Genomic DNA, 21,603 nt, shown 5'->3' on the forward strand with positions numbered 1-21,603 from the left:
GAGCGGGACCTCGAGGTAGTGGCCCTTGTTGCCGAAGCCCGCGTTGTTGACGAGCAGGTCCACGGGGCGCCGCCGTCGTCCGGCCGCCCACGTGCGTGGACGGGACGTCAGGTCACCAGGCCGCCCAGCTTGCGCAGTGACTCGTTGAGCGCGGCCGTCGCCGAGTCCTTCAGCTTGCCCGCCATCAGCGTCACCGCTGCGCCCGTGAACTCGCCGTCGATGCGCAGCGTCGTCGCGTCGCCGTCGGGGGTGAGTGTGTAGCGCGTGCCGACGATGACGCCCATGGGACCCTTGCCCCTGATCGCGAGGAGGCGGCCGGCGTCCAGCTCCTCGATGGTCCAGGTGACCTCGGCCGGGAAGCCCATCAGCTTCATGTTCTCCTCGAAGGTGCCGCCCACTTCGAGTGACGAGGGGCCGCCCTTGGGGAAGCTCGTGTGCGTCGCGTTCCACTCGCCGTACGCGGAGAAGTCGGTGAGCTGCGTCCAGACCTTCCCGGCGGGCGCTCCGATCCGTGCTTCCGCGCTGACTTCGGCCATGCGACCACCCCTTCTCGTCAATGGTGTCGCGGAACGTAGCCGCACGGTCTCGAACATTCAATACTGATGAACCGTCAGGAATTTCGCGAGGCGGGGTCGCGCCCCGGCAGCCGCACACGGAACGCAGGGCATGGCGGCGCAGCGTCCTCGGGGGAATGTGGCCCGATCTCATCCTCAAGGAGGAGAAGCGGCGCATCCGTGCACAACCTGTGCTGGACGCGGAAATGCTTCCCGCCGCCGATGTTCCGTCCCTTCGGGACTGATGGGGTGGGAGCCGTGCAACCCCGTATACCGCCCCGGGCCGTGGACAGCGGCCCCCCGACCCGCGCCGAACCGGACGTCAGGCTCACTGCCGAGCTGGCCTCGGCGCTGGCCGGTGCGCGACGCCGGGCGGTGCGCGACGGGGACCGGCTGATCGACACGGCGCATCTGCTGCACTCGCTCCTCGAGTCCGACCCGGCGGTGCGCGCCTCGCTGGCCGACGGCTCGCAGATCGCACGGGTGCTGGGCTACCTGGTGCAGCGCAGCATCGGATACGGGCTGCGGTGGCAGGTCACCGTCGAGGACTCGGGCTCCGTGCCCGTCGCGTGCGAGGCGGGCCTTTCGCCGGCCGCGGCCACGGCGATGGCGGCCGCCTGCGAGCGCGCCGCGCGCCGCGGTGAGCTCCTCGCCGAGGGCGTCGACCTGTTCGCGGCGATGGTCGCGGACCCCGAGTGCCGGGCCGTCGAGGTATTGCGGCGCGCCGGCGTCGACGAGACCGAGCTGCTGCGCCGGCTCGATGAACGCCCCGCGGAGATGTGCGAAGGGCCGGGCCGGGGGCGCTGAAGCGGGTCGCGTGTCCACGCCGTAGTGCGTTCCGAGGCGCGCCGCTGTTCCGCCGCTTCGGACTGGTACCGCGCCTGGGCGGTCAGCCACGCCTGACAGCGGCGGATTCCATGGCTGCTCGGTCGGCGGCCGGCCAGGGCCGGCCGAGGTGGAGGAACATTCCGAGGCGGTCGCTGACGGCGCGGATCTCCGAGACCTTGCCGTCGATGACGGTGAACCACCAGATCTGCTCGCCCTCGCAGGAGCGGTTGGCGGGCCCCGGAAGGCGGTGAGCCCCACGACTTCGACCGAAGACCGGTCCACGACTCCCCGATTGGCCTTGGCCTGCGGCTCCGCCCGCCGCCTAGCGTCTGGTCATGCGCATTCGAATCGTGGACGCCTTCGCCGACCGCCCGTTCACCGGGAACCCCGCCGGGGTCCTGCTCCTCGACGACTTCCCCGACGACGCACGGCTTCAGCACGTGGCGCGCGAGGTGAACCATGCGGAGACGGCCTTCGCGCACCCGCTGCCCGCGGGCGGGGACGCGGACTGGGCGCTGCGGTGGTTCACCCCGGTCACGGAGGTCGACATGTGCGGTCACGCCACACTGGCGACGGCACACGTCCTGCACACCACCGGGGCCGCATCGGGCACGGTCCGCTTCATCACCCGCAGCGGGATCCTGACGGCGACCGCGCACGACGACGGCACCATCGCCATGGACTTCCCCACGGCGCCTCTCAGCCGCATCGAGCCGCCGGCGGCCCTCGCCGACGCACTCGGCGCAGAGCCGTTGTCCGTGCACGACGCCGGGGCCCACATCGACGCCCTGCTCGTCGAACTCGCCGACGAGAAGACCGTGCTGGACCTGGCCCCGGACCTCGGGGCGCTCACCGCGCACTGCGAGCGCGGCGTCCTCGCCACCGCACCGGCAGCGGACCCCGCCCGGGGCTACGACTTCGTGTCGCGCTGCTTCTTCCCACGCGTCGGCATCGACGAGGACCCGGTCACGGGCAGCGCGCACACCGCCCTCGCACCCTTCTGGTCCGCGCGCACGGGCCGCACCGCCCTCACCGGTCGCCAGGCGTCGGCGCGCGGCGGCCTCGTCCGCACCGAGGTCCACGGCGACCGCACGCTGCTGAGGGGCCGCGCGATCACCACGATCGAGGGCGACCTGCTGGTGTAGCCGACCGGGCGGGGCGGCCGGGTGGGGACGAGGCGACGGCCGGCGAGCCGTACGCCTCGGTCCGGCGGCCGGGTCGCCGCGCACGGTACGCGGCGGTCGGGCGAGGCGGCCGGGACGCCTCGTACCGTACGCGCGGTCAGGCGCGAGGTTCCGTCGCCCGCACCCGGGCCTCGGTCACTCGCGTGACAGCCCCGTTCACGGCGTCGGCAGCCACCCCACCTTGCCCGCGAGCAGGGCGTATCCCACGAACGCCCCGATGTCGAGCAGGGAGTGGGCCACGACCAGCGGGCCGACGCGTCCCCAGCGCCGGTAGAGGAGGACGAACACCCCGCCCATCACCATGTTGCCGACGAAGCCGCCGATGCCCTGGTAGAGGTGGTACGAGCCGCGCAGTACGGAGCTCGCGACGAGGGCCGTGCCCGGGGTCCAGCCCAACTGCCGCAGCCGGCGCAGCAGATAGCCCACCACGATGACTTCCTCCAGGACGGCGTTCTGCACCGCCGACAGGACGAGCACGGGGTACTTCCACCACACGGACGGCAGCGCCTCGGGAACGACGGTGAGGTTGAAGCCGAGTCCGCGGGCGGCGAGGTAGAAGGCGATGCCGGTGCTGCCGATGACCGCCGCGATCGCGGCTCCGCGGCCCAGGTCGGGCCAGGGCCTGGTCCGGTCGAAGCCGATGGCCCGCAGCCCGGAGCCCTCACGCAGCAGGAGGTGTGCGACGAGCGCCACCGGCACCAGCGCGCTCGCGATGCCGAACAGCTGCCAGGCGAGATCGAGCCAGGGCCGTCCCGGCGCCGCCGATGGGTTCATCGTCGCGGCCTGGTCCTTGAGGCCGCCCGGTTTCGTGACCGATCCGACGAAGCTGATCAGCGCGGAGACTCCGCTGGCCCCCAGGGACAGCCCGAGCACGAGCAGCGTCTCGTCCCTGAAGATCCTCCGCGAGAGCCGCTCCACCGGAAATGATTCGGCCACTGGTTCCGCCTCCGCCTGCACTCCTGCCTCCCGTTGAGTAGGCCCGCCTGGATCCCATCCTCGCCCAGCATGCCGACGAGTATGGAACAGACGCGGTCGAGCCGTGCGCTCGGCCGCCGTGGGGCGGTCTCCGGGAACGGCGAGGACGGCCGGACCCCGCAGGGTCCGGCCGTCCTTCGCGCTCGTCTGCTCAGCCCACGGGCAGCGCTTCGGGCAGCCCCACGGGCCAGGTGTGGACGGGCTCGCCCAGGTGCATCAGCTCGGTGTAGCGGCGTGTCGTGGCGGCCAGTGCCGCGTCCCGGTCCAGGCCGCTCTCCAGCGCCTCGTGGAAGGTGGCCGCCTGCCATGTGGCGCCGTTGACCCGACGTCGGCAGCGCTCCTCGATGACGCCCAGATAGAGGTCCCGGTCGGCCGGCTCGACGCCCCATGCGTCCAGGCCGGCCGCGGCCAGCGGCAGCAGCTCGTCCTGGATCAGCGAGACGGCGGGGATCCGTTCCGTGCCGCCGTAGCGCCCGCCCCGCGGCCACTCCAGAGTTGCCTCGATGCCGTACCGGCAGGCCGCGTCGAAGTTCGCGGCCGCGGCCTCGAAGGGCAGCCGGGTCCACACCGGCCGCGCGTCCTCGGCGAGCGCGCGCACGGCCCCGTAGTAGAAGGCCGCATTGGCGATCACGTCGGTCACGGTCGGCCCGGCGGGCAGCACCCGGTTCTCCACCCGTAGATGCGGCACGCCGTCGGCGATGCCGTAGACGGGGCGGTTCCAGCGGTACACGGTGCCGTTGTGCAGCACCAGCTCGCCGAGCCGCGGCACCCCGCCCGCGTCGAGGACCCGCTGGGGATCCTCGTCGTCGCACAGCGGCAGCAGCGCGGGGAAGTACCGCAGATTCTCCTCGAAGAGCTCGTACGGCGATTCGATCCACCGCTCCCCGAACCAGGTGCGCGGCCGGACTCCCTGCGCCTGAAGCTCCGGCGGCCGGGTGTCCGTCGACTGAAGGAACAGCGGGGGCCGCGACTCGCGCCACAGCTCGCGCCCGAACAGGAAGGGCGAGTTGGCACCCACCGCGATCTGCGCGGCCGCCACCGCCTGGGCGGCGTTCCACACGTCGGGGAAGCGCGCGGGCGTGACCTGAAGGTGCAACTGCACCGAGGTGCACGCCGATTCGGGCGCGATCGACGTCGCGGTGCAGGTCAGACGCTCCACGCCCTCGATGTCCAGCACGAAGTCCTCGCCCCGGGAGGCGACGATCTGGTCGTTGAGGAGGGTGTAGCGGTCACCGGCCGACAGGTTCGCGGAGGTCAGGTCGTGGTGGCCGAGGGTCGGCAGAATGCCGATCATCAGGATCCCGGCGCCGGCTTCGTTCGCTTTCCGGTGCGCATATGCCAGTCCGGTGCGCAGCTCTTCGGAGAGCCGGTCGAGAACACGGTCGCCCAATCGGTGGGGCGCGATGTTCACCTCCAGGTTGAACATTCCTAGTTCCGTCTGAAAATCAGCACTGGCGATGCGCTCGAGCACCTGCGCATTCATCATCCGCGGCATGCCGTCGGAACCGGCGAGATTCAACTCGATCTCGAGCCCCATGAGATTCTTGGGCCGATCGAATCGCTCCTCCTCCAACAGTCGCGCCAGCCCCTCCAGACACTTCTGGAGCTTCTTTCGATAGCGCTGACGATCGGACAGGTCGAACACGCCTGCCTCGACCTTCTCCCCCATCGGAGCGTCCCCTCCTCGGTGGGCGGCCCGGCCAACCGGCCGCTACGTCAGGGGGGATGATGCCCCGCCGATGGGATCTGTAACTACGTCCGGGAGATCGAAAACCGCGGCGAAGGGCACCGGAACCGCACGCGCGAACCCACGAACGAGTACGCTCGATGCAGCGTTCCTGAGGCACATTCACGAGGCATGGACCACTGCGCGGTTTCCCTGCGTCCGGCTCTGGTAAAAATGCCGACTAGTATCGGCCGACCCCTCGTAGGAAGGCATACGAGGTCACGGAGCCGGGCATCCTCTGAAATCGGGAGGAATTACCGCAGCCCGGCGTCCGGATATCGCCTTGTTCCGCGTGTCGGGACGGGCTAGAGGAAACACTGCGAGAACACGCGTCGTATAAACTTCGCGCACGAGGCAGAGAGTTGGCGCTCGCGGTCACCACCACCCCGCCCCCTCTGACCCCGAGAGCTGACAGCGCCGTCCGCACACCTGCCCTCGCTCCACTGTGCCTGTCGAATGAGAGGCGACCCACCATGCCGCTGCATGTTCCCCCTGCCCCCGCGCCCGCCCTGCGCAGCGTTGTCGCGGCACTGGCTTCCCCCACGGCCGTCCGTGAGGCGCGCACTCCGTCGTTGCGCACTGCCACGGGACCGGTCAGTGCCGAACTGCCGCTGCCCGTGCATGTGCTGGACGGCGTCAGCCCGGCCGGCGCACCGACCACCCACCTCGCCGGGTGGCGCTTCCTCATCCGCTCCGGGGACCGCGCCGTCGCCGCCGCCGACACGATGCTCACCCCGGACGGCTGGGCCTTCTCGCACTTCTTCGAAGGCCCGTACATCACCGCGACGGAGCTCGCCCTCCATCAGGCCGAGAACCTGCCGACGCCCTACCAGGCGCGCCTGCTGTCGGTCCCCAAGCTGTACATGCTCACGTTGTGGCTGCACGGAGACCCCGCCGCGGACGCCGCAACGGGACAGCCAGAGCCGACGGACCTGCTGGTGCCGATCGCCCCGGCTCCGCCCGGCATCGCGGCGCACCGTCCGCACCTCGTGGCGGATCTGCTGCCGGTCCTCACACTGCGTGTATCACCGCTGCCTCCGCCGCTACTGGGCTCGCCCGCCTGACCGCACAGGGTGACCACGATGGCCGGACTAGCCCGGTCCGGCCATCCCGAACCATCCGAACTGACGAGGCACATGGATTGAACCGCCCGGCAGAGTGATGCGTCATGAACCAGTGAGGAGAGCTGCCGCGAAATCCCTGCGGAGCGACGCCCGCGGGGCAACACTGGGGACAGGACACCACAGATACGGGGGGCGGCCATGAACAGTGCATCGAGCCGCAGGACAGACACCACTCCACAGCGAAAGATCCCTTCCATGTGCCAGCACCAGCCACCTTGCCCATCAGCCGACTCCGCGGACCGGGAGGCCGCGCGCCCCATGGCGCACCACCCGGAGCAGGGGTGGAGCCTTCTGTGCAATGGGGTCCTGCTCTTCGAGGACACCGGTGAGCTGCTGCCGGACGGACAGGTCATCGCGCCCCACCGGCCACTGGACACGGCCCAGGTGGTGACCGCCGCGTAACGGCGGTCCGCGGACGGCGAAGGGGCCGGCCCCGGGGGATTCCCCGGGACCGGCCCCTTTCAGTACGTCCTCAGTCCTCGTACGCGTCCATGGGCGGGCAGGAGCAGACGAGGTTCCGGTCGCCGAAGGCCTGGTCGATCCGGCGCACCGGCGGCCAGTACTTGTCCGCGGCCGAGACGCCCGCCGGGAAGACCGCCGTCTCCCGCGAGTAGGCGTGCTCCCAGTCGCCGCCCAGCGCACGGGCGGTGTGCGGGGCGTTGCACAGCGGGTTGTCCTCCGCGGGCCACTCGCCGGAGCCGACCTTCTCGATCTCCGCGCGGATGGCGATCATCGCCTCGCAGAACCGGTCCAGCTCACCGAGGTCCTCGGACTCGGTGGGCTCGATCATCAGCGTGCCGGCCACCGGGAAGGACATCGTCGGCGCGTGGAAGCCGTAGTCGATGAGGCGCTTGGCGATGTCGTCCACGGTCACACCGGTCGCCTTGGTCAGCGGACGCAGGTCGATGATGCACTCGTGCGCGACGAGACCGCCGGGGCCCGTGTACAGCACCGGGTAGTGCGGCTCCAGGCGCTTGGCGATGTAGTTCGCCGAGAGCACGGCCACCTGCGTGGCGCGCTTGAGGCCCTCGCCGCCCATGAGCCGGACGTACGCCCACGAGATCGGCAGGATTCCCGCCGAGCCCCACGGGGCGGCGGAGATGGGGCCGACACCGGTCTCGGGGCCCGCGGCGGGCTGGAGCGGGTGGTTCGGCAGGTAGGGGGCGAGGTGGGCGCGGACGCCGACCGGGCCGACGCCGGGGCCACCGCCGCCGTGCGGGATGCAGAACGTCTTGTGCAGGTTGAGGTGCGAGACGTCGCCGCCGAAGTGGCCCGGCTTGGCGAGACCGACGAGGGCGTTGAGGTTGGCGCCGTCGACGTACACCTGGCCGCCGGCGTCGTGCACCGCGGCGCAGATGTCGGCGACGTGCTCCTCGAAGACGCCGTGCGTCGACGGGTAGGTGATCATCAGGACGGAGAGTTCGTCGCGGTACTGCTCGATCTTGGCGTGCAGGTCCTCGATGTCGATCTCGCCGTCCTCCGCGGTCTTCACGACGACGACCTTCATGCCGGCCATGACCGCGCTCGCGGCGTTCGTGCCGTGCGCGGAGGACGGGATGAGGCAGACGGTGCGCTGGTCGTCCCCGTTGGCGCGGTGGTAGCCGCGCACAGCGAGCAGACCGGCCAGTTCGCCCTGCGATCCGGCGTTGGGCTGCAGGGACACCTTGTCGTACCCGGTGACCTCGGCCAGCCGCTCCTCCAGCTCGCGGATGAGCGTCAGGTAGCCCTGGGCCTGGTCGGCGGGCGCGAAGGGGTGCAGCTGCCCGAACTCGGGCCAGGTGACCGGCTCCATCTCGGTGGTCGCGTTGAGCTTCATGGTGCAGGAGCCCAGCGGGATCATGCCGCGGTCGAGCGCGTAGTCGCGGTCGGACAGCTTGCGCAGGTAGCGCAGCATCGCGGTCTCGGAGCGGTGGCTGTGGAAGACCGGGTGGTTCAGGAAGTCGTCGGTGCGCAGCAGCGCGCCGGGCAGGGTGTCGGCGACCGACGCGTCCAGCACGTCGATGTCGGCCTCCACGGCGAAGGCGGTCCACACGGCGCCGATCTGGGTGCGCGTGGTGGTCTCGTCGCAGGCGATGCTCACGTGGTCCGCGTCCACCTGGCGGAGGTTGACCCCGCCCTCGCGGGCGGCGGCGACGACCTCGGCGGCCCTGCCGGGCACGCGCACGGTCAGGGTGTCGAAGTAGGAGCCGTGCACGACCTCGACGCCGCCGGCCTTGAGGCCCTCGGCGAGGACGGTGGCGTAGCGGTGGGTCCGCCGCGCGATCGCCTTCAGGCCGTCGGGGCCGTGGTAGACGGCGTACATGCCGGCCATGACGGCGAGCAGCACCTGCGCGGTGCAGATGTTGCTGGTGGCCTTCTCACGGCGGATGTGCTGCTCGCGGGTCTGCAGGGCGAGCCGGTAGGCCTTGTGGCCGTCGGCGTCGACGGAGACACCCACGAGACGGCCGGGCAGGCTGCGGGCGAACTTCTCGCGGACGGCCATGTAGCCGGCGTGCGGGCCGCCGAAGCCCATGGGAACGCCGAAGCGCTGCGTGGTGCCGACGGCGATGTCGGCGCCGAGCTCACCGGGCGAGGCGAGCAGGGTCAGCGCGAGCAGGTCCGCAGCGACGGTGACGACCGCACCCAGCTCGTGCGCCTGCTCGATGACCGGCTTGAGGTCGCGGACGGCTCCGGAGGCGCCCGGGTACTGCAGCAGCACGCCGACCACGCCGCGCTCCGCGACCTCGGTCGGAATGCCGCTGCTCAGGTCGGCGACGACGACCTCGACACCGGTCGGCTCCGCGCGGGTCTCTATGACGGCGACGGTCTGCGGAAGGGTGTCGGCGTCGACCAGGAACACGCCGTTCTTGACCTTGCCCATGCGTCGGGACAGCGCCATGGCCTCGGCGGCCGCGGTGCCCTCGTCGAGCAGGGAGGCGCCGGAGGTGGGCAGTCCGGTCAGCTCGGCGACCATCGTCTGGAAGTTCAGCAGCGCCTCCAGGCGGCCCTGCGAGATCTCCGGCTGGTACGGCGTGTAGGCGGTGTACCAGGCCGGGCTCTCCATGACGTTGCGCAGGATCACCGGAGGTGTGAACGTGCCGTAGTAGCCCAGGCCGATCATGGAGTCCAGGACCTGGTTGCGGTCCGCGAGGGAACGCAGTTCGGCGAGGACCTCGGCCTCGGAGCGGCCACCGGGCAGGTCGAGCGCATCGGCGCTCTTGATCACATCCGGCACCGCGGTCGCCGTGAGCTCGTCGAGTGAGCCGTACCCGACGTGCGCGAGCATCTTGGCCCGGGCCTCGGTATCGGGACCGATGTGACGCTGCTCGAAGGGGATGCCCTGTTCGAGCTGGGAGAGCGGAATGCGGTTGGCGGTCATGCGGAGGCCTCCTGGTCTGGCGCGACCTGCGAGGGGCACCACGGCGCGGGTGCCCGGACGGCCTCCCCCTCTGTCATCTCAACCTGAGAGCTTCGCCGGTCCGCCCGTCATGGGCGCACCGGCTTTCACCGTCGGTGAGAGCGGATGCCGTCCGCTCTGCTTTCCAGAGTGACCTCGTCCGTGCGGTACTGGTGCCTGAGAGATTCCGGGGAGGATTTGCTCCTTCGGCGCCCCCGGTGGCAACCAGGGGACTCTCCCGCACGGGGTCAGCGGCCGCTGCCAGCCTACCAGCGAGGACCAGCACGGGGACCTCGAGTGGCCGCCCGCCCCAATGTGCTCTTTCGTAGTGCTTACGGATGAGTTGCGAGCAGCTGGAGGGCACGTGCAGACCGACATCGATCCGCGCAACCTGATCGGCCGCAAGGCGTTCGACCGCAACGGAACCAAGCTCGGCACCGTGGACGAGGTCTACCTCGACGACGCGACCGGTATTCCGGAGTGGGCGGCCATACGGACCGGTCTGTTCAGCCGCGACGCCTTTGTTCCCCTGGAGCCCAGCGAACTGGTCGAAGGCACGCTCCGCGTCCCGTTCGAACGCGCCCTGATCAAGGACGCGCCCGACTTCGGCGTCGGCCGGCACCTGTCGCCCGAGCAGGAGCTCCAGCTCTACCACCACTACGGACTCGACATCGCGGCGCCGGACTCGCCCCCGCTGCCCGACCACGACTTCGGCCGGCTGTCGAACGACGACGGCGAGTCCTGAAACAGGAGCCCGCAGCCCCGGGGCCTGCAGCGGCGAACCGCCGCCCGCGCGGCCCGGGCAGCCCGGACCGGGCCGCCGCTCGATGGCCGGAGACGGCGGGCTCGCCGCCCTGTACCCGGGGCCGACACATCACGCGGACGGCGCGGTTCCCGGTGCTCCGGGCGACGCCTCCGGCGGAGCCACCGCGTGCTCCGGCTCGCCGCCGTCCGCTCCCCCGCCCGATGGCCCCAGCCCCCGCTCGGCGGCCGCCACCAGGGGCAGCGGATGGGCGGGCTCCAGGTCCGGGTCGTCCGTCCGGAAGGTGCGCACCCGGCCGGGAGGCGAGTCCGGCGTCTCGAACCGTACGGTCACCCTCCCAAGGCCGCTGCCCTGCACCCATCCCGGCCCGTACACCGCGTGCCGCACGTCGTGCCCCGCCGACCAGCGCCGCTCGGACGGCGCAGCGGGCTCCTCCGATGCCGGCACCGGAGCCGGCTCGTGGTGCGCCGACTTCTCCGCGGACGCCTCGGCGGCCTGGGCGAACAGGTCCTCCTGCGTGTAGTCGGCCAGCCCGCTGACGCCGACCCCGAGCAGCCGGACCCCGCCCGTGGTGTCCACGGCCTCCAGGAGGCGCGCGGCGGCTTCCCGTACGACCGTCGGGTCGTCCGTCGGCCCCCGGAGCGTCTCGGACCGGGTGAGCGTCGAGAAGTCGTACCGCCGCACCTTGAGCACCACGGTGCGGCCCGAGCGGCCGGCGGCCCGCAGACGGTGCACGCACCGGTCGGCGAGCCGCTGCACCTCCGTACGGACCCGTACCCGGTCGTGGATGTCCACGTCGTACGTGTCCTCGACCGACACCGACTTCGCGTCCCGCTCGGCCACCACCGGTCGGTCGTCGTGCGCGAGCGCCATCGCGTACAGCGACTGCCCGTGGGCCTTGCCCAGCAGGCGTACGAGCTCTTCCTCACCGGCCTCCGCGATCTCCTCGACCGTGAGGATCCCGGCCCGCCGCAGATGGTCCCCGGTGGCGGGCCCCACGCCGGGCAGCGTCCGCACCGACATGGGCCCGAGCAGCGCCCGCTCGGTGCCCGGCGCTATCAGCACCAGGCCGTCCGGCTTGGCCTGCTCGGAGGCGATCTTCGCGAGCATCTTCGAGGCCGCGAGCCCGACCGAGCCGGTCAGCCCGGTCACCGCCTTGATGTCGGTGCGCAGCCGCACCCCGACCGCCTGCGCGGACGCCGCGTCCCAGGCCGCTTCCCCGGCCTCCAGGTCCACGAACGCCTCGTCCAGGCTCAAGGGCTCCACGAGCGGCGACAGCTCCCGCAGCAGCCCCATGACCTGCTCGCTGATGTCGCGGTAGAGACCGAAGCGGGGCACGAGGTAGGCGGCGTGGGGAGCGAGCCGCCGTGCCTGCGCCATCGGCATCGCGGAGTGCACCCCGAACTTCCGTGCTTCGTACGACGCCGTGGCCACCACACCGCGCGGTCCGAGCCCGCCCACCACCACGGCCTTTCCGCGCAGACTCGGCTTGGCCGCCTGCTCCGCGGAGGCGTAGAAGGCATCCATGTCGAGATGCAGGATGGTGGGCGCGGTTCTCACACGGTCGATGCTGCCCTACACCACTGACAACGCCCGGAGGCGGCGCCGCTCGGTGCCCGGCACGCGCCGGCACGTGCCGGCCCCTGGAAGCCCGCCTGGCGGGACAGGGCGCGTATCGCACGGGCAGGCCCTTGCGATCCCCGTCGGCGCGCCCGACGAAGGCGGACGCGCCGGGACGGAGTGTCAGACCGCGCGGTTGCGGCGTCGCGCCAGCTCGTCGGCCGGGCTGTGCCCGATGAGCGTCTCGCCGGTGTCGATCCGCTCGCCGTGCAGCTGCGAGAGCGCGCTCTCCACGTCCCGCCAGACCACACCGACGGCGATCCCGAAGACCCCCTGGCCGCCCTGGAGCAGATCGTGCACCTCGTCCGGTGACGAGCATTCGTAGACCGTCGCACCGTCGCACATCAGCGTCATGCGCTCCAGGTCCTGGAAGCCGCGCTCCCGCAGATGCTGGACGGCGGCCCGGATGTTCTGCAGGGACACACCCGTGTCCAGGAACCGCTTGACGATCTTCAGGACGACGACGTCCCGAAAGCTGTAGAGGCGCTGTGTCCCCGACCCGTACGCGGGCCGCACGCTCGGTTCGACGAGGCCCGTGCGCGCCCAGTAGTCGAGCTGCCGGTAGGTGATTCCCGCGGCCGCGCACGCGGTCGGACCGCGATAACCGATCTGTTCGGACGTCGCGTCCTGGTGGTCCTGGGCCGCCGCCGGCCGCTGCGCGGAATGACCGGCCATGCCGCCGTGGACCGAATCCACGCTGCTGTGAAGCGAGTACAGACCAGCCTCCCCCAGACCCCGTCCGGGGGCACCCCCGGGCGTACCGTCGCCGCTGCTTCTCACGCCGACCTCCGTCCTCGACCTGCCCTCTCGACGGTAGGCAGTCACCTGGGGTGCGTCAACGATCGCCACACTCGGCACGCCGAGTGATAATCACCCTACGAGTGGTTTGCCGTGCCCGACCGGGGGGAAAGGCTAGCGGAATGCCCTGGGCCCGGCGTCGGTCGTGGTCTCACTGGCCGCTGCTGCTGCCGAAGTCCTCGGGCGAGATCTGGTCGAGGAACTCGCGGAACTTCTCCACCTCGTCCTCCTGCTCGTCCGGGATGGCGATGCCCGCATCGTCCAGGACCCCGTCGCTTCCGTAGATCGGGGTCCCGGTGCGCAGCGCCAGCGCTATGGCGTCGGATGGCCGCGCACTGACCTCGACCCCGCTGGCGAACACGAGCTCCGCGTAGAACACGCCCTCACGCAGGTCCGTGATGCGCACCTCGGTGAGTTCCTGGCCCACGGCCTCGAGAACGTCCTTGAACAGATCGTGCGTGAGCGGTCGGGCCGGAGCCATGCCCTGCTGCGCGAAAGCGATCGCTGTCGCCTCCCCGGGCCCGATCCAGATGGGGAGGTAGCGGTCGCCTCCCACTTCGCGCAGGAGCACGATCGGCTGGTTGGAGGGCATTTCGACCCGGACACCTACGACGTCGAGCTCGTTCACACAGCAACCCTAGGCCGTGCCCGGCACCTTTGGGTAGTCGGGCACCCGATACAGGCCGATCAGCCGGTATTGCCGCCCATCGGAACAGGCCTCCCGTCAGGGCAGACGCACCCCGAGCTCCATCTGCACGAGTGCCGCGTGCAGCCTCGTCGTGAGCCCCGCGAGCTCCCTGGTGCGCACCTCGGCGTGCGCCCTGGTCTGCGGATTGCGGTGCCTGCGCAGCGGCGCCACCACCTGGTCCACCAGGCCCGCCTCACGGTCTGCGGACGCCTTCATGGCTCGCAGATGGCGCGGTTCGATCCCGAAGCGCCCCAGCTCGACCACGAGCGCAGCAACGGTGACCGCCTCGGCGTCGTACCCCCCGTCCGGCAGCTCGCCGACGAGGCCGTACGACTCCCATTCCACAAGCTGCTGCTCGTCGATCCCGGCGGCCGCCAGCAGCTCGGCGCGCCCCACACGGGCCGCCGTGGGCGTGTCCCCACTCCGGGAGGGTTCCCCATCGCCACCGGGGCCGTGGGCTCCCGCGGACGACGACGGGACCGGCTCGCCCCGCTCCAGGGCATCCAGGTGTTCCCGGATGACCCGGAGCGGCAGGTAGTGGTCCCGCTGCATGCGCAGCACATGCGCCAGCCGCTCGACGTCCTCGGGGCTGAACTTCCGGTACCCCGACGGAGTGCGCTGCGGCTCGATCAGTCCCTCGGACTCCAGGAACCGGATCTTGGAGATCGTGACCTCGGGGAATTCGTCCCGCAGGGCGTTCAGCACGGTGCCGATGCTCATCAGCCGGCCGTCCGGGGCGGCGGTGCCGCGCCCGGCACCGCCGCTCGGTGTATGCAGCATGAACCTTCCCCGATGGACGTGCCCGAAGGGTCAGAGGCCCCGCTGGCTGGCGTAGAAGACCAGGCGGTACTTGCCGATCTGCACCTCGTCACCGTTCGACAGCGCAACCGAGTCGATCCGCTCCCGGTTGACGTAGGTACCGTTCAGGCTGCCTACGTCCGCGACGGTGAAGACGCCGTCCGCGCCACGACGGAACTCCACATGACGGCGCGACACGGTCACGTCGTCGAGGAAGATGTCGCTCTGCGGATGACGTCCGGCCGTCGTCAGCTCGCCGTCCAGCAGGAAGCGGCTGCCCGAGTTCGGACCGCGGCGGACCACCAGGAGCGCCGAACCGGCCGGCAGAGCGTCGACGGCGGCCTGCGCCTCGGGCGACAGCGCCGGGGACGCGGTCTGGCCGGTGACCTCGGAGTCGTACGCCTCGATACCCGAGATCGAGATGGTCGAGGTCGTCTCCGACGGACGCTCGGCCGTTCCGCGCAGCGGCGCACCGCAGTTGGAGCAGAAGCGGCTCGCCTCCGCATTGCGGTTCCCGCACCTCGTACAAACCAGGACCGACATGGACGGGGCCTCCTGCCGCGGCTGCCCGCTGGGGGCTTGGGACGCGTACGGGTCGGAGGCAAACCCTCCACCCGTACTTGAGGTTGACGGTTCCCCGAAACCTATGCGGGCGGATGCGGCAGGGTCAACAGAAGACGCACCCTGTCCGCCCGAAATGTCACCGCCCGGAGCAGCGACCTCATCGCGGAACAGCGGGCGCTCGACCCCCTGCTCCTCCGCATCTCCGTGGCGCGGAGCACGATGCCGGGCAGCGGTATCGCCGCTGTCCTCGCGTGCACTCTTGCCGAACAACTTCGCAAACAACTTCACGGGCGATTCCCCTTGACTGAAACAGACCCGCCCGTGGGGCAGGACGAACCCTGACAGCACACGCCTGCCAACCCGGACACCTGCACAACGTCCGTAACCACCAGACAGTTTCCACCACGCACCACCCATCCGGTGCGCCGACCCCCCGCAACCTCATGCCCTTGCCGGGCGGGCCCCATGCAACCCTGCCTCACTGGGAGGACGACCGAGCGTAGTCAGGCCGCTTCGCAGCTCGCAAGGCGTCCACAATGATCTTCTCGGAGCGGTCCACGGCGACGGTGGCCTGCTCCTTCTCCAGAGTCTGCACCACTCCGCCGGGGATGTTGAGCGCCGGCTCGAGGTCCTGCGGCTTGCCGATCACCTTGAAGCGGTACGGCTGGCCGATCTTGTGGCCGTCCACGCTCACGCCGCCCCCGGCCGCGTCGGTGAGGTAGGTGTTCGCGACGACGCGCACGTCGTTGACCTGGATCGCCTCCGCTCCGGCGGCGCGCAGCTCCTGGATCGTGTCGAGCAGCATGTCGGCCTGGACCGATCCCTTCCTGTCGTGGACGGTGAGCGTGATCCCGGGGCCCTGCGCGGCCACCGTGCCCGCCAGGATGCCGAGTTGACGTTCCTTCTCGGCGGTCTGCTTGCGGGCCTCCGCGGCCTGGTTCGAGCTGTTCTCCAGCTCCTTGCGCTGGTTGTCGAGACCTTGCTTCTCATCCTCCAGACGCTGCGTACGGTCATCCAGTTCATCGAGGATGCGTACGAGATCCTCCTGGCGCGCACCGCGCAGTGCGCTGCTCTGGCTGTTCGACGCCACCTGGACCGCCAGCCCGAAGCCGAGTCCGGCCAGCAGCAGCGCCACGATGAACTGGGCGCGGCTGAACCGCGGCGGCCACAGGCCCTTCGCGAGGCGCTGCCGCCCGGTCAGCTGCGGCTCCTCCGCCCCCGGCGTCGCGGGGGTGGGCCGGGCGGTCACCTCGTCGGGCAGTTCCCTGCGCAGGTGGTGGGTGTGCGGCTCTCCCGACGGGATCGGCCGCTGGTCACGCGGGCGCTCGGCGCGGTGCTCCTGCGGGCGCTCGGGACGGTCCTCGTGAGGGCGCTCGACGCGGCGCACGTCAGCGCGTTCGGCTCGGCGCACGTCGCCGTGCGGGCGCTCCGCGCGATGCTCGTGAGGGCGTTCGAGCCGGCGCACATCCTGCTGCGGGTGCTCCACGCGGCCCTCGGACGGACGCTCCGCGGGACGTCGGTCATCGAGCGGGCGCTCCGCACGGCGCTCGTGCGGACGCTCGGCGGGGCGGTCTCCGTCGCCCTGCGGGCGCTCGGTTCGGCGCTCGTCCTGGCGCGGGCCCTCCACGCGGGGCCCGGGCTCACGCGGGTACTCCCCGCGGCGCTCGGTGTCCCTCGGCTGCGCTCCGCCGCGCTCGGGCTCGTCCGGCCGGTCCGCGTGCCGGTCCGCGTGCCGGTCGCGCGGCTCATCGGTGTGCCGACCGCGCGGCTCGTCGCCGTGTGCGGCGCTGTCGTCCGTACTCATCGGCCTCACGCCCGGAACACATGCCGCCGGATCGCGGCCGCGTTGGAGAAGATACGGATGCCGAGGACGACCACCACACCGGTGGACAACTGGGCGCCGACGCCCAGTTTGTCGCCGAGGAACACGATCAGGGCGGCGACGACGACATTGGACAGGAACGACACGACGAAGACCTTGTCGTCGAAGATGCCGTCGAGCATGGCCCGCAGACCGCCGAAAACGGCGTCGAGCGCCGCGACGACGGCGATCGGGAGGTAAGGCTCCACAACCGCCGGAACCTCGGGCCGGACCAAGATTCCGACCACGACTCCCACGACGAGGCCCAGTACGGCGATCACGATGTGCCCTTCCCTGCTCTCGGCTCTGCTGTACGTACGATGACGCTCGGCGCTGCGGGCAGCCGGACGTCGTGCTGGACGGAAATGCCGGTCCTGATCCCGAAGTTCTCCTGCAGAGCGTGCAGGTAGAGACCGTCCGCACCGTTCTGGAACCGCGTGCTCAGACGCTGCCCGTCCCCCACCGCGAGCACCGTGTACGGCGGCACCAGCGGCCTGTTGTCGACCAGTATCGCGTCACCCGCCGCCCGGATGGCCGACAGGGCGGTGAGCCGCTGCCCGTTGATCGCGATGGCTTCGGCACCCGACGCCCAGAGCCCGTTCACGACGCGCTGCATGTCCCGGTCCCGCACCCGCCCGGTGTCGGAGAACCCGGGGCTCTCGCGAGGACCGCCCCCGCCGCCTTCGTCGGCCTCCTTGGCGTCGTTCACGACGAGCTTCACGCCAGGACCGTGGACGGCGGTCGCGCCGGACAGCAGCCCGACCAGCTCGCCCTGCTCCCCGCCCTGCTTCTTGAGGGCGTCACGCTGTTTCTTGCCCACGTCGCCGCGGAGCCCGTCGACGGTGCTCTCGAGCTTGTCGGCGGTCGCTGTCTCGCGCCCGATCCGGTCGATCAGCTCCTGGCGCTCCTTGGCCATCACCGGAGCCGCGACCCGGGCCTGTGCGGCCCCCACGGTCACCACCAGCGCGGCGAGGACCAGACCGGCCGCGAGCCCGAGTCTGGCCCGCAGGGTGCGGGGCAGACCCGCCTGGCCCGCCGCCCGCTTCCTGGCAGCCGCCTCGGCGTATCCGTCGTCGAGGCTGTGGTCCATGACGTTGGTGAGCAGCGACATGGAGGCGTCCGGGCGCGCGGGGCGCGGCGGTGTGCTCCGAACGGGGGGCTGCTGCGGCATGCCGCACATCGTCGCACGTCGTGCGGCCTACCTCCGAATGGCCCCACCGAAGTGCCGGACAGCCCCCGGCTCGAGGGCTGTCCGGCACTGGTTCCCGCAGCGGGGAACGGTCAGTGACCTGCGCTGTCGACGACGGCCGACCACTCGTCGAGCAGGGCCTGGGCGGACGCGTCGTCGGGACCCTCGGCCCACAGATGGGTGACGGCCTCGGCGGGGTCCGGGAGGACCAGTACCCAGCGACCGTCGGCCTCCACGACCCGCACACCGTCCGTGGTGTCCACGGAACGGTCGCCGGCCGCCTCGACGACCCGCCGCATGACGAGCCCCTTGACGGCCCACGGGGTCGCCAGGTCCCGCCGCAGCACGTGCGCCCGCGGAATCCGCGCGTCGATCTGGCTCAGCGTGAGCTGTGTCCGGGCCACCAGTCCGATGAGCCGTACGAAGGCGGCCGTCCCGTCGAAGACGCTGCTGAACTCGGGCACGATGAACCCGCCCATGCCGTCCCCGCCGAAGATCGTCCCTTCCTGCCGCACCACGCGCGTGAGGTCGTCGGGCGAGGTGGTGGTCCACTCCACCTGCGTGCCGTGGTACGCGGCGACCTGTTCGGCGATACGGGTCGTGGTGACCGGAAGAGCGACGCGCCCGCTGCGGCGTTCGGCCGCGACCAGGTCGAGCAGCACCAGCAGGGCACGGTCGTCCTCGACGATGCGCCCCTTCTCGTCGACGAGGGACACCCGCTCGCCCACCGGGTCGAAGCGCACCCCGAAAGCAGCCCGCGCGGACGCCACGATCTCGCCCAGCCGCACCAGCCCCGACCTGCGGGTATCGGCGGTCTCGGTGGGCCGGGACTCGTCCAGGCCCGGGTTGATCGTCAGCGAGTCGACGCCCAGCTTGCCGAGCAGGCTCGGCAGGACCAGACCCGCACTGCCGTTGGACGCGTCGACGACGACCTTCAGACCGGACTCTGCGATGCCGGTCGTGTCGACGTTCCGCAACAGCGAGCCCGTGTACGAGTCGTACACGCTGGACGGGAAGTAGAGGTCGCCGATCTCGCCGGGGAAGGCACGCCGGTACTCCTGGCGGGCGAACACCCGGTCCAGCTTCCGCTGGCCGCCCTGCGACAGATCCGCGCCCTGTTCGTCGAAGAACATGATGTCGACGGAGTCCGGCACCCCGGGTGAGGTCCGGATCATGATCCCGCCCGCGCTGCCACGCGCGGTCTGCTGGCGCGCCACCGGCAGCGGTACGTTCTCCAGGTCCCGTACGTCGATCGCACTGGCCTGCAGCGCGGAGATCACCGCTCGCTTCAGGGCACGCGCGCCTCGTGAGTGGTCACGGGCCGTTGTGACGGTGGAGCCCTTCTTGAGCGTGGTGGCGTAGGCGCCGGCCAGCCGTACGGCCAGTTCGGGTGTGATCTCCACGTTCAGGATGCCCGAGACGCCTCGCGCGCCGAACAGATGCGCCTGGCCGCGGGACTCCCAGATGACCGACGTGTTGACGAAGGCGCCGGCCTCGATCGTCTTGAACGGGTAGACCCGTACATTGCCCTGGACAATCGATTCCTCACCGATGAGGCACTCGTCGCCGATGACGGCGCCGTCCTCGATGCGGGCCGCGCGCATGATGTCGGTGTTCTTGCCGACGACGCAGCCGCGGAGGTTGCTGTGTTCGCCGATGTAGACGTTGTCGTGCACAACGGCCCTGTGCAGAAAGGCGCCGCTCTTGACGACCACGTTCGACCCGACGACCGTGTGTTCGCGGATTTCCGCATCGGCTTCGATCTTGGCGTAGTCGCCGATGTAGAGGGGGCCGCGCAGTACCGCGTCGGAGTGCACTTCGGCGCCTTCGGCGACCCATACTCCGGGCGAGATCTCGAAGCCGTCGATGTCCACGTCGACCTTGCCCTCGAGCACGTCGGCCTGGGCCTTGACGTAGCTCTCGTGGGTGCCGACGTCCTCCCAGTAGCCCTCGGCGACATAGCCGAAGATCGGCTTGCCTTCCTTCATCAACTGCGGGAAGACGTCGCCGGACCAGTCGACGGGCACGTCGGGCTCGACGTAGTTGAATACCTCGGGCTCCATCACATAGATGCCCGTATTCACGGTGTCGGAGAAGACCTGGCCCCAGGTCGGCTTCTCCAGGAAGCGCTCGACCTTGCCCTCCTCGTCGACGATCGTGATCCCGAATTCCAGAGGATTGGGCACCCGTGTGAGGCACACGGTGACCATTGCGCCCTTCTCCTTGTGGAAATTGATCAGGTCGGTCAGATCGAAGTCTGTGAGAGCGTCACCGGAGATCACGAGGAACGCGTCGTCCTTGAGAGCTGCCTCGGCGTTTTTCACGCTGCCGGCAGTACCGAGTGGCTTCTCCTCATTGGCATAGGTGAGCTCCATGCCGAGCTCTTCGCCGTCGCCGAAGTAGTTCTTGACCAACGAGGCCAGGAACTGGACTGTTACGACGGTCTCTGTGAGCCCATGCCGCTTGAGCAGCCGTAGCACATGCTCCATGATCGGCCGGTTGACGACCGGCAGGAGCGGCTTGGGCATGCTTGAGGTCATGGGACGAAGGCGTGTGCCTTCGCCTCCGGCCATCACGACGGCCTTCATGTCGGAAGCGTCCTCCTCGAGAAGAGACGACGGTTGGCCGACTTCACCCGTCCAGATTGTCCCGCAATTATCGGGTGCGGGCCATCCGAGGCCTCCAGGGGGCGCCCGATCGGCGAGTTCAATCGGCCATGGCGTCCGCCCGGACAAGTCGGCGGACCTGAACCACGTAGAGGATTCCTGCCCACCAGTACAGGGTTGTACCCCATCCGGCGAACGCCCATCCGAAAACCGTGGCCAGCGGCGCGAGCCATCCGCTTCCGTCGCTCAGCAGCAGCAACGGAAACGCGTACATCAGGTTGAACGTCGCCGCCTTGCCGAGGAAGTTCACCTGAGGCGGCGGATAGCCGTGCCGTCTGAGGATGCCGACCATCACCAGCAGAACCAGTTCGCGGGCCAGCAGTACACAGGTCAGCCACAGCGGAAGAATCTCGCGCCAGGTGAGTCCTACGAGAGTCGACAGAATGTAGAGCCGGTCGGCCGCAGGGTCGAGGAGCCGGCCGAGGCTGCTGATCTGATTCCAGCGCCGGGCGAGCTTGCCGTCGAGATAGTCGCTGATGCCGCTGAACGCGAGGATGAGCAGTGCCCAGCCATCACTGTTGGGGCCGCCGAACTCCGGCCTGAGGATCAGCCACAGGAAGACCGGCACGCCGACGAGACGCGCCATGCTGAGGATGTTCGGGATGGTGAGGACCCGGTCCGTCTGGACACGGGTCTCCTGGACCTCCACCCGGGGGCCTCCTGTGGGGGGGGAACGAACCTACAATGCCCCCTGACCTTACCGTCAGCCCTTGGCCTTGGATGCGGAGGGGTGGACGCGAGGGCATACAGCGATGGTGCGGGCACAGGACGGGCCTGCCGTGAAAGCAGCAGGCGAGAATGGCCCCGTAAACGCAGAAGAGCCCCAACTCCCGGACCGGATCCAGAAGTTGGGGCTCTTCTCAAAATTTGTTCGGCGGCGTCCTACTCT

19 protein-coding genes and 1 riboswitch are annotated in these 21,603 nt (G+C 70.4%); of the genes, 5 read left to right on the forward strand and 14 right to left on the reverse strand.

Annotation, left to right across the window (positions count from 1 at the left end):
- Positions 1–107: 107 nt before the first annotated feature.
- Positions 108–536 carry a type II toxin-antitoxin system Rv0910 family toxin gene (locus ACWCP6_RS36380; protein WP_450936945.1) on the reverse strand — a complete coding sequence of 143 codons (429 nt, stop codon included), beginning with the start codon at positions 534–536 and terminating at the stop codon, positions 108–110.
- Between the two features lie 240 nt (positions 537–776).
- Here ACWCP6_RS36380 and ACWCP6_RS36385 point away from each other — a divergent pair, with 240 nt between their 5' ends.
- Positions 777–1,361, forward strand: a complete 585-nt coding sequence (locus tag ACWCP6_RS36385; protein WP_450936946.1) for a Clp protease N-terminal domain-containing protein — start codon at positions 777–779, stop codon at positions 1,359–1,361.
- A gap of 356 nt (positions 1,362–1,717) precedes the next feature.
- The gene (locus ACWCP6_RS36390; RefSeq protein WP_450936947.1) at positions 1,718–2,527 is read left to right on the forward strand and encodes a PhzF family phenazine biosynthesis protein; all 810 of its coding nucleotides are present in this window, start codon (positions 1,718–1,720) and stop codon (positions 2,525–2,527) included.
- Between the two features lie 195 nt (positions 2,528–2,722).
- Here ACWCP6_RS36390 and ACWCP6_RS36395 read toward each other — a convergent pair whose 3' ends face one another.
- Positions 2,723–3,523: a CPBP family intramembrane glutamic endopeptidase gene (locus tag ACWCP6_RS36395; RefSeq protein ID WP_450936948.1), complete on the reverse strand. Its 801-nt coding sequence runs from the start codon at positions 3,521–3,523 to the stop codon at positions 2,723–2,725.
- Positions 3,524–3,692: 169 nt separating this feature from the next.
- Positions 3,693–5,210 carry a glutamate--cysteine ligase gene (locus ACWCP6_RS36400; protein WP_450936949.1) on the reverse strand — a complete coding sequence of 506 codons (1,518 nt, stop codon included), beginning with the start codon at positions 5,208–5,210 and terminating at the stop codon, positions 3,693–3,695.
- Positions 5,211–5,740: 530 nt separating this feature from the next.
- Between ACWCP6_RS36400 and ACWCP6_RS36405 the strand changes: the two genes are divergently transcribed.
- The gene (locus ACWCP6_RS36405; RefSeq protein WP_450936950.1) at positions 5,741–6,331 is read left to right on the forward strand and encodes a hypothetical protein; all 591 of its coding nucleotides are present in this window, start codon (positions 5,741–5,743) and stop codon (positions 6,329–6,331) included.
- Positions 6,332–6,586: 255 nt separating this feature from the next.
- A complete protein-coding gene (locus tag ACWCP6_RS36410) occupies positions 6,587–6,793 on the forward strand; it encodes a DUF5999 family protein (RefSeq protein ID WP_450936951.1) in 207 nt (68 codons plus the stop codon).
- A 70-nt stretch (positions 6,794–6,863) separates the two neighbouring features.
- Here the strand turns inward: ACWCP6_RS36410 and gcvP are convergent, their stop codons facing one another.
- Positions 6,864–9,749 carry an aminomethyl-transferring glycine dehydrogenase gene (gcvP, locus tag ACWCP6_RS36415; protein WP_450936952.1) on the reverse strand — a complete coding sequence of 962 codons (2,886 nt, stop codon included), beginning with the start codon at positions 9,747–9,749 and terminating at the stop codon, positions 6,864–6,866.
- A 173-nt stretch (positions 9,750–9,922) separates the two neighbouring features.
- Positions 9,923–10,018, reverse strand: a riboswitch (glycine riboswitch).
- A gap of 113 nt (positions 10,019–10,131) precedes the next feature.
- Between gcvP and ACWCP6_RS36420 the strand changes: the two genes are divergently transcribed.
- A complete protein-coding gene (locus ACWCP6_RS36420; protein ID WP_450936953.1) occupies positions 10,132–10,512 on the forward strand; it encodes a PRC-barrel domain-containing protein in 381 nt (126 codons plus the stop codon).
- Between the two features lie 129 nt (positions 10,513–10,641).
- On the opposite strand, the gene ACWCP6_RS36425 is transcribed toward ACWCP6_RS36420, so the two are convergent.
- The 10 genes from ACWCP6_RS36425 to ACWCP6_RS36470 form a co-directional block, all read right to left on the reverse strand.
- Positions 10,642–12,090: a DNA polymerase IV gene (locus tag ACWCP6_RS36425; RefSeq protein WP_450936954.1), complete on the reverse strand. Its 1,449-nt coding sequence runs from the start codon at positions 12,088–12,090 to the stop codon at positions 10,642–10,644.
- Between the two features lie 183 nt (positions 12,091–12,273).
- The gene (locus ACWCP6_RS36430) at positions 12,274–12,930 is read right to left on the reverse strand and encodes a MerR family transcriptional regulator (RefSeq protein ID WP_450936955.1); all 657 of its coding nucleotides are present in this window, start codon (positions 12,928–12,930) and stop codon (positions 12,274–12,276) included.
- Between the two features lie 169 nt (positions 12,931–13,099).
- Entirely contained in the window at positions 13,100–13,576 is a 477-nt protein-coding gene (locus ACWCP6_RS36435) for a bifunctional nuclease family protein (protein ID WP_450936956.1), read from the reverse strand.
- Between the two features lie 96 nt (positions 13,577–13,672).
- On the reverse strand, positions 13,673–14,416 hold the full coding sequence (gene ftsR / locus ACWCP6_RS36440) for a transcriptional regulator FtsR (RefSeq protein ID WP_450936957.1): 744 nt from the start codon (positions 14,414–14,416) through the stop codon (positions 13,673–13,675).
- Positions 14,417–14,446: 30 nt separating this feature from the next.
- On the reverse strand, positions 14,447–15,415 hold the full coding sequence (locus tag ACWCP6_RS36445) for an FHA domain-containing protein (protein ID WP_450936958.1): 969 nt from the start codon (positions 15,413–15,415) through the stop codon (positions 14,447–14,449).
- 61 nt (positions 15,416–15,476) lie between these two features.
- On the reverse strand, positions 15,477–16,301 hold the full coding sequence (locus ACWCP6_RS36450) for a DUF881 domain-containing protein (protein ID WP_450936963.1): 825 nt from the start codon (positions 16,299–16,301) through the stop codon (positions 15,477–15,479).
- A 506-nt stretch (positions 16,302–16,807) separates the two neighbouring features.
- The gene (locus tag ACWCP6_RS36455; protein WP_450936959.1) at positions 16,808–17,140 is read right to left on the reverse strand and encodes a small basic family protein; all 333 of its coding nucleotides are present in this window, start codon (positions 17,138–17,140) and stop codon (positions 16,808–16,810) included.
- Positions 17,137–18,039: a DUF881 domain-containing protein gene (locus ACWCP6_RS36460; RefSeq protein ID WP_450936960.1), complete on the reverse strand. Its 903-nt coding sequence runs from the start codon at positions 18,037–18,039 to the stop codon at positions 17,137–17,139. Before ACWCP6_RS36460 ends, ACWCP6_RS36455 begins: the two co-directional genes overlap by 4 nt.
- 101 nt (positions 18,040–18,140) lie before the next feature.
- Entirely contained in the window at positions 18,141–20,636 is a 2,496-nt protein-coding gene (locus ACWCP6_RS36465; protein WP_450936961.1) for a sugar phosphate nucleotidyltransferase, read from the reverse strand.
- Between the two features lie 118 nt (positions 20,637–20,754).
- A complete protein-coding gene (locus tag ACWCP6_RS36470) occupies positions 20,755–21,363 on the reverse strand; it encodes a CDP-alcohol phosphatidyltransferase family protein (protein ID WP_450936962.1) in 609 nt (202 codons plus the stop codon).
- Between the last annotated feature and the right edge of the window lie 240 nt (positions 21,364–21,603).

Source organism: Streptomyces sp. NPDC002004, from assembly GCF_053593975.1.

Coding starts and splice junctions, on each gene's coding strand:
- ACWCP6_RS36380 (WP_450936945.1), bottom strand. CDS start 536: ATGGCCGAAGTCAGCGCGGAAGCACGGATCGGAGCGCCCGCCGGGAAG.
- ACWCP6_RS36385 (WP_450936946.1), top strand. CDS start 777: ATGTTCCGTCCCTTCGGGACTGATGGGGTGGGAGCCGTGCAACCCCGT.
- ACWCP6_RS36390 (WP_450936947.1), top strand. CDS start 1,718: ATGCGCATTCGAATCGTGGACGCCTTCGCCGACCGCCCGTTCACCGGG.
- ACWCP6_RS36400 (WP_450936949.1), bottom strand. CDS start 5,210: ATGGGGGAGAAGGTCGAGGCAGGCGTGTTCGACCTGTCCGATCGTCAG.
- ACWCP6_RS36405 (WP_450936950.1), top strand. CDS start 5,741: ATGCCGCTGCATGTTCCCCCTGCCCCCGCGCCCGCCCTGCGCAGCGTT.
- ACWCP6_RS36410 (WP_450936951.1), top strand. CDS start 6,587: ATGTGCCAGCACCAGCCACCTTGCCCATCAGCCGACTCCGCGGACCGG.
- gcvP (WP_450936952.1), bottom strand. CDS start 9,749: ATGACCGCCAACCGCATTCCGCTCTCCCAGCTCGAACAGGGCATCCCC.
- ftsR (WP_450936957.1), bottom strand. CDS start 14,416: ATGCTGCATACACCGAGCGGCGGTGCCGGGCGCGGCACCGCCGCCCCG.
- ACWCP6_RS36445 (WP_450936958.1), bottom strand. CDS start 15,415: ATGGGTGGTGCGTGGTGGAAACTGTCTGGTGGTTACGGACGTTGTGCA.
- ACWCP6_RS36460 (WP_450936960.1), bottom strand. CDS start 18,039: ATGTGCGGCATGCCGCAGCAGCCCCCCGTTCGGAGCACACCGCCGCGC.
- ACWCP6_RS36465 (WP_450936961.1), bottom strand. CDS start 20,636: ATGAAGGCCGTCGTGATGGCCGGAGGCGAAGGCACACGCCTTCGTCCC.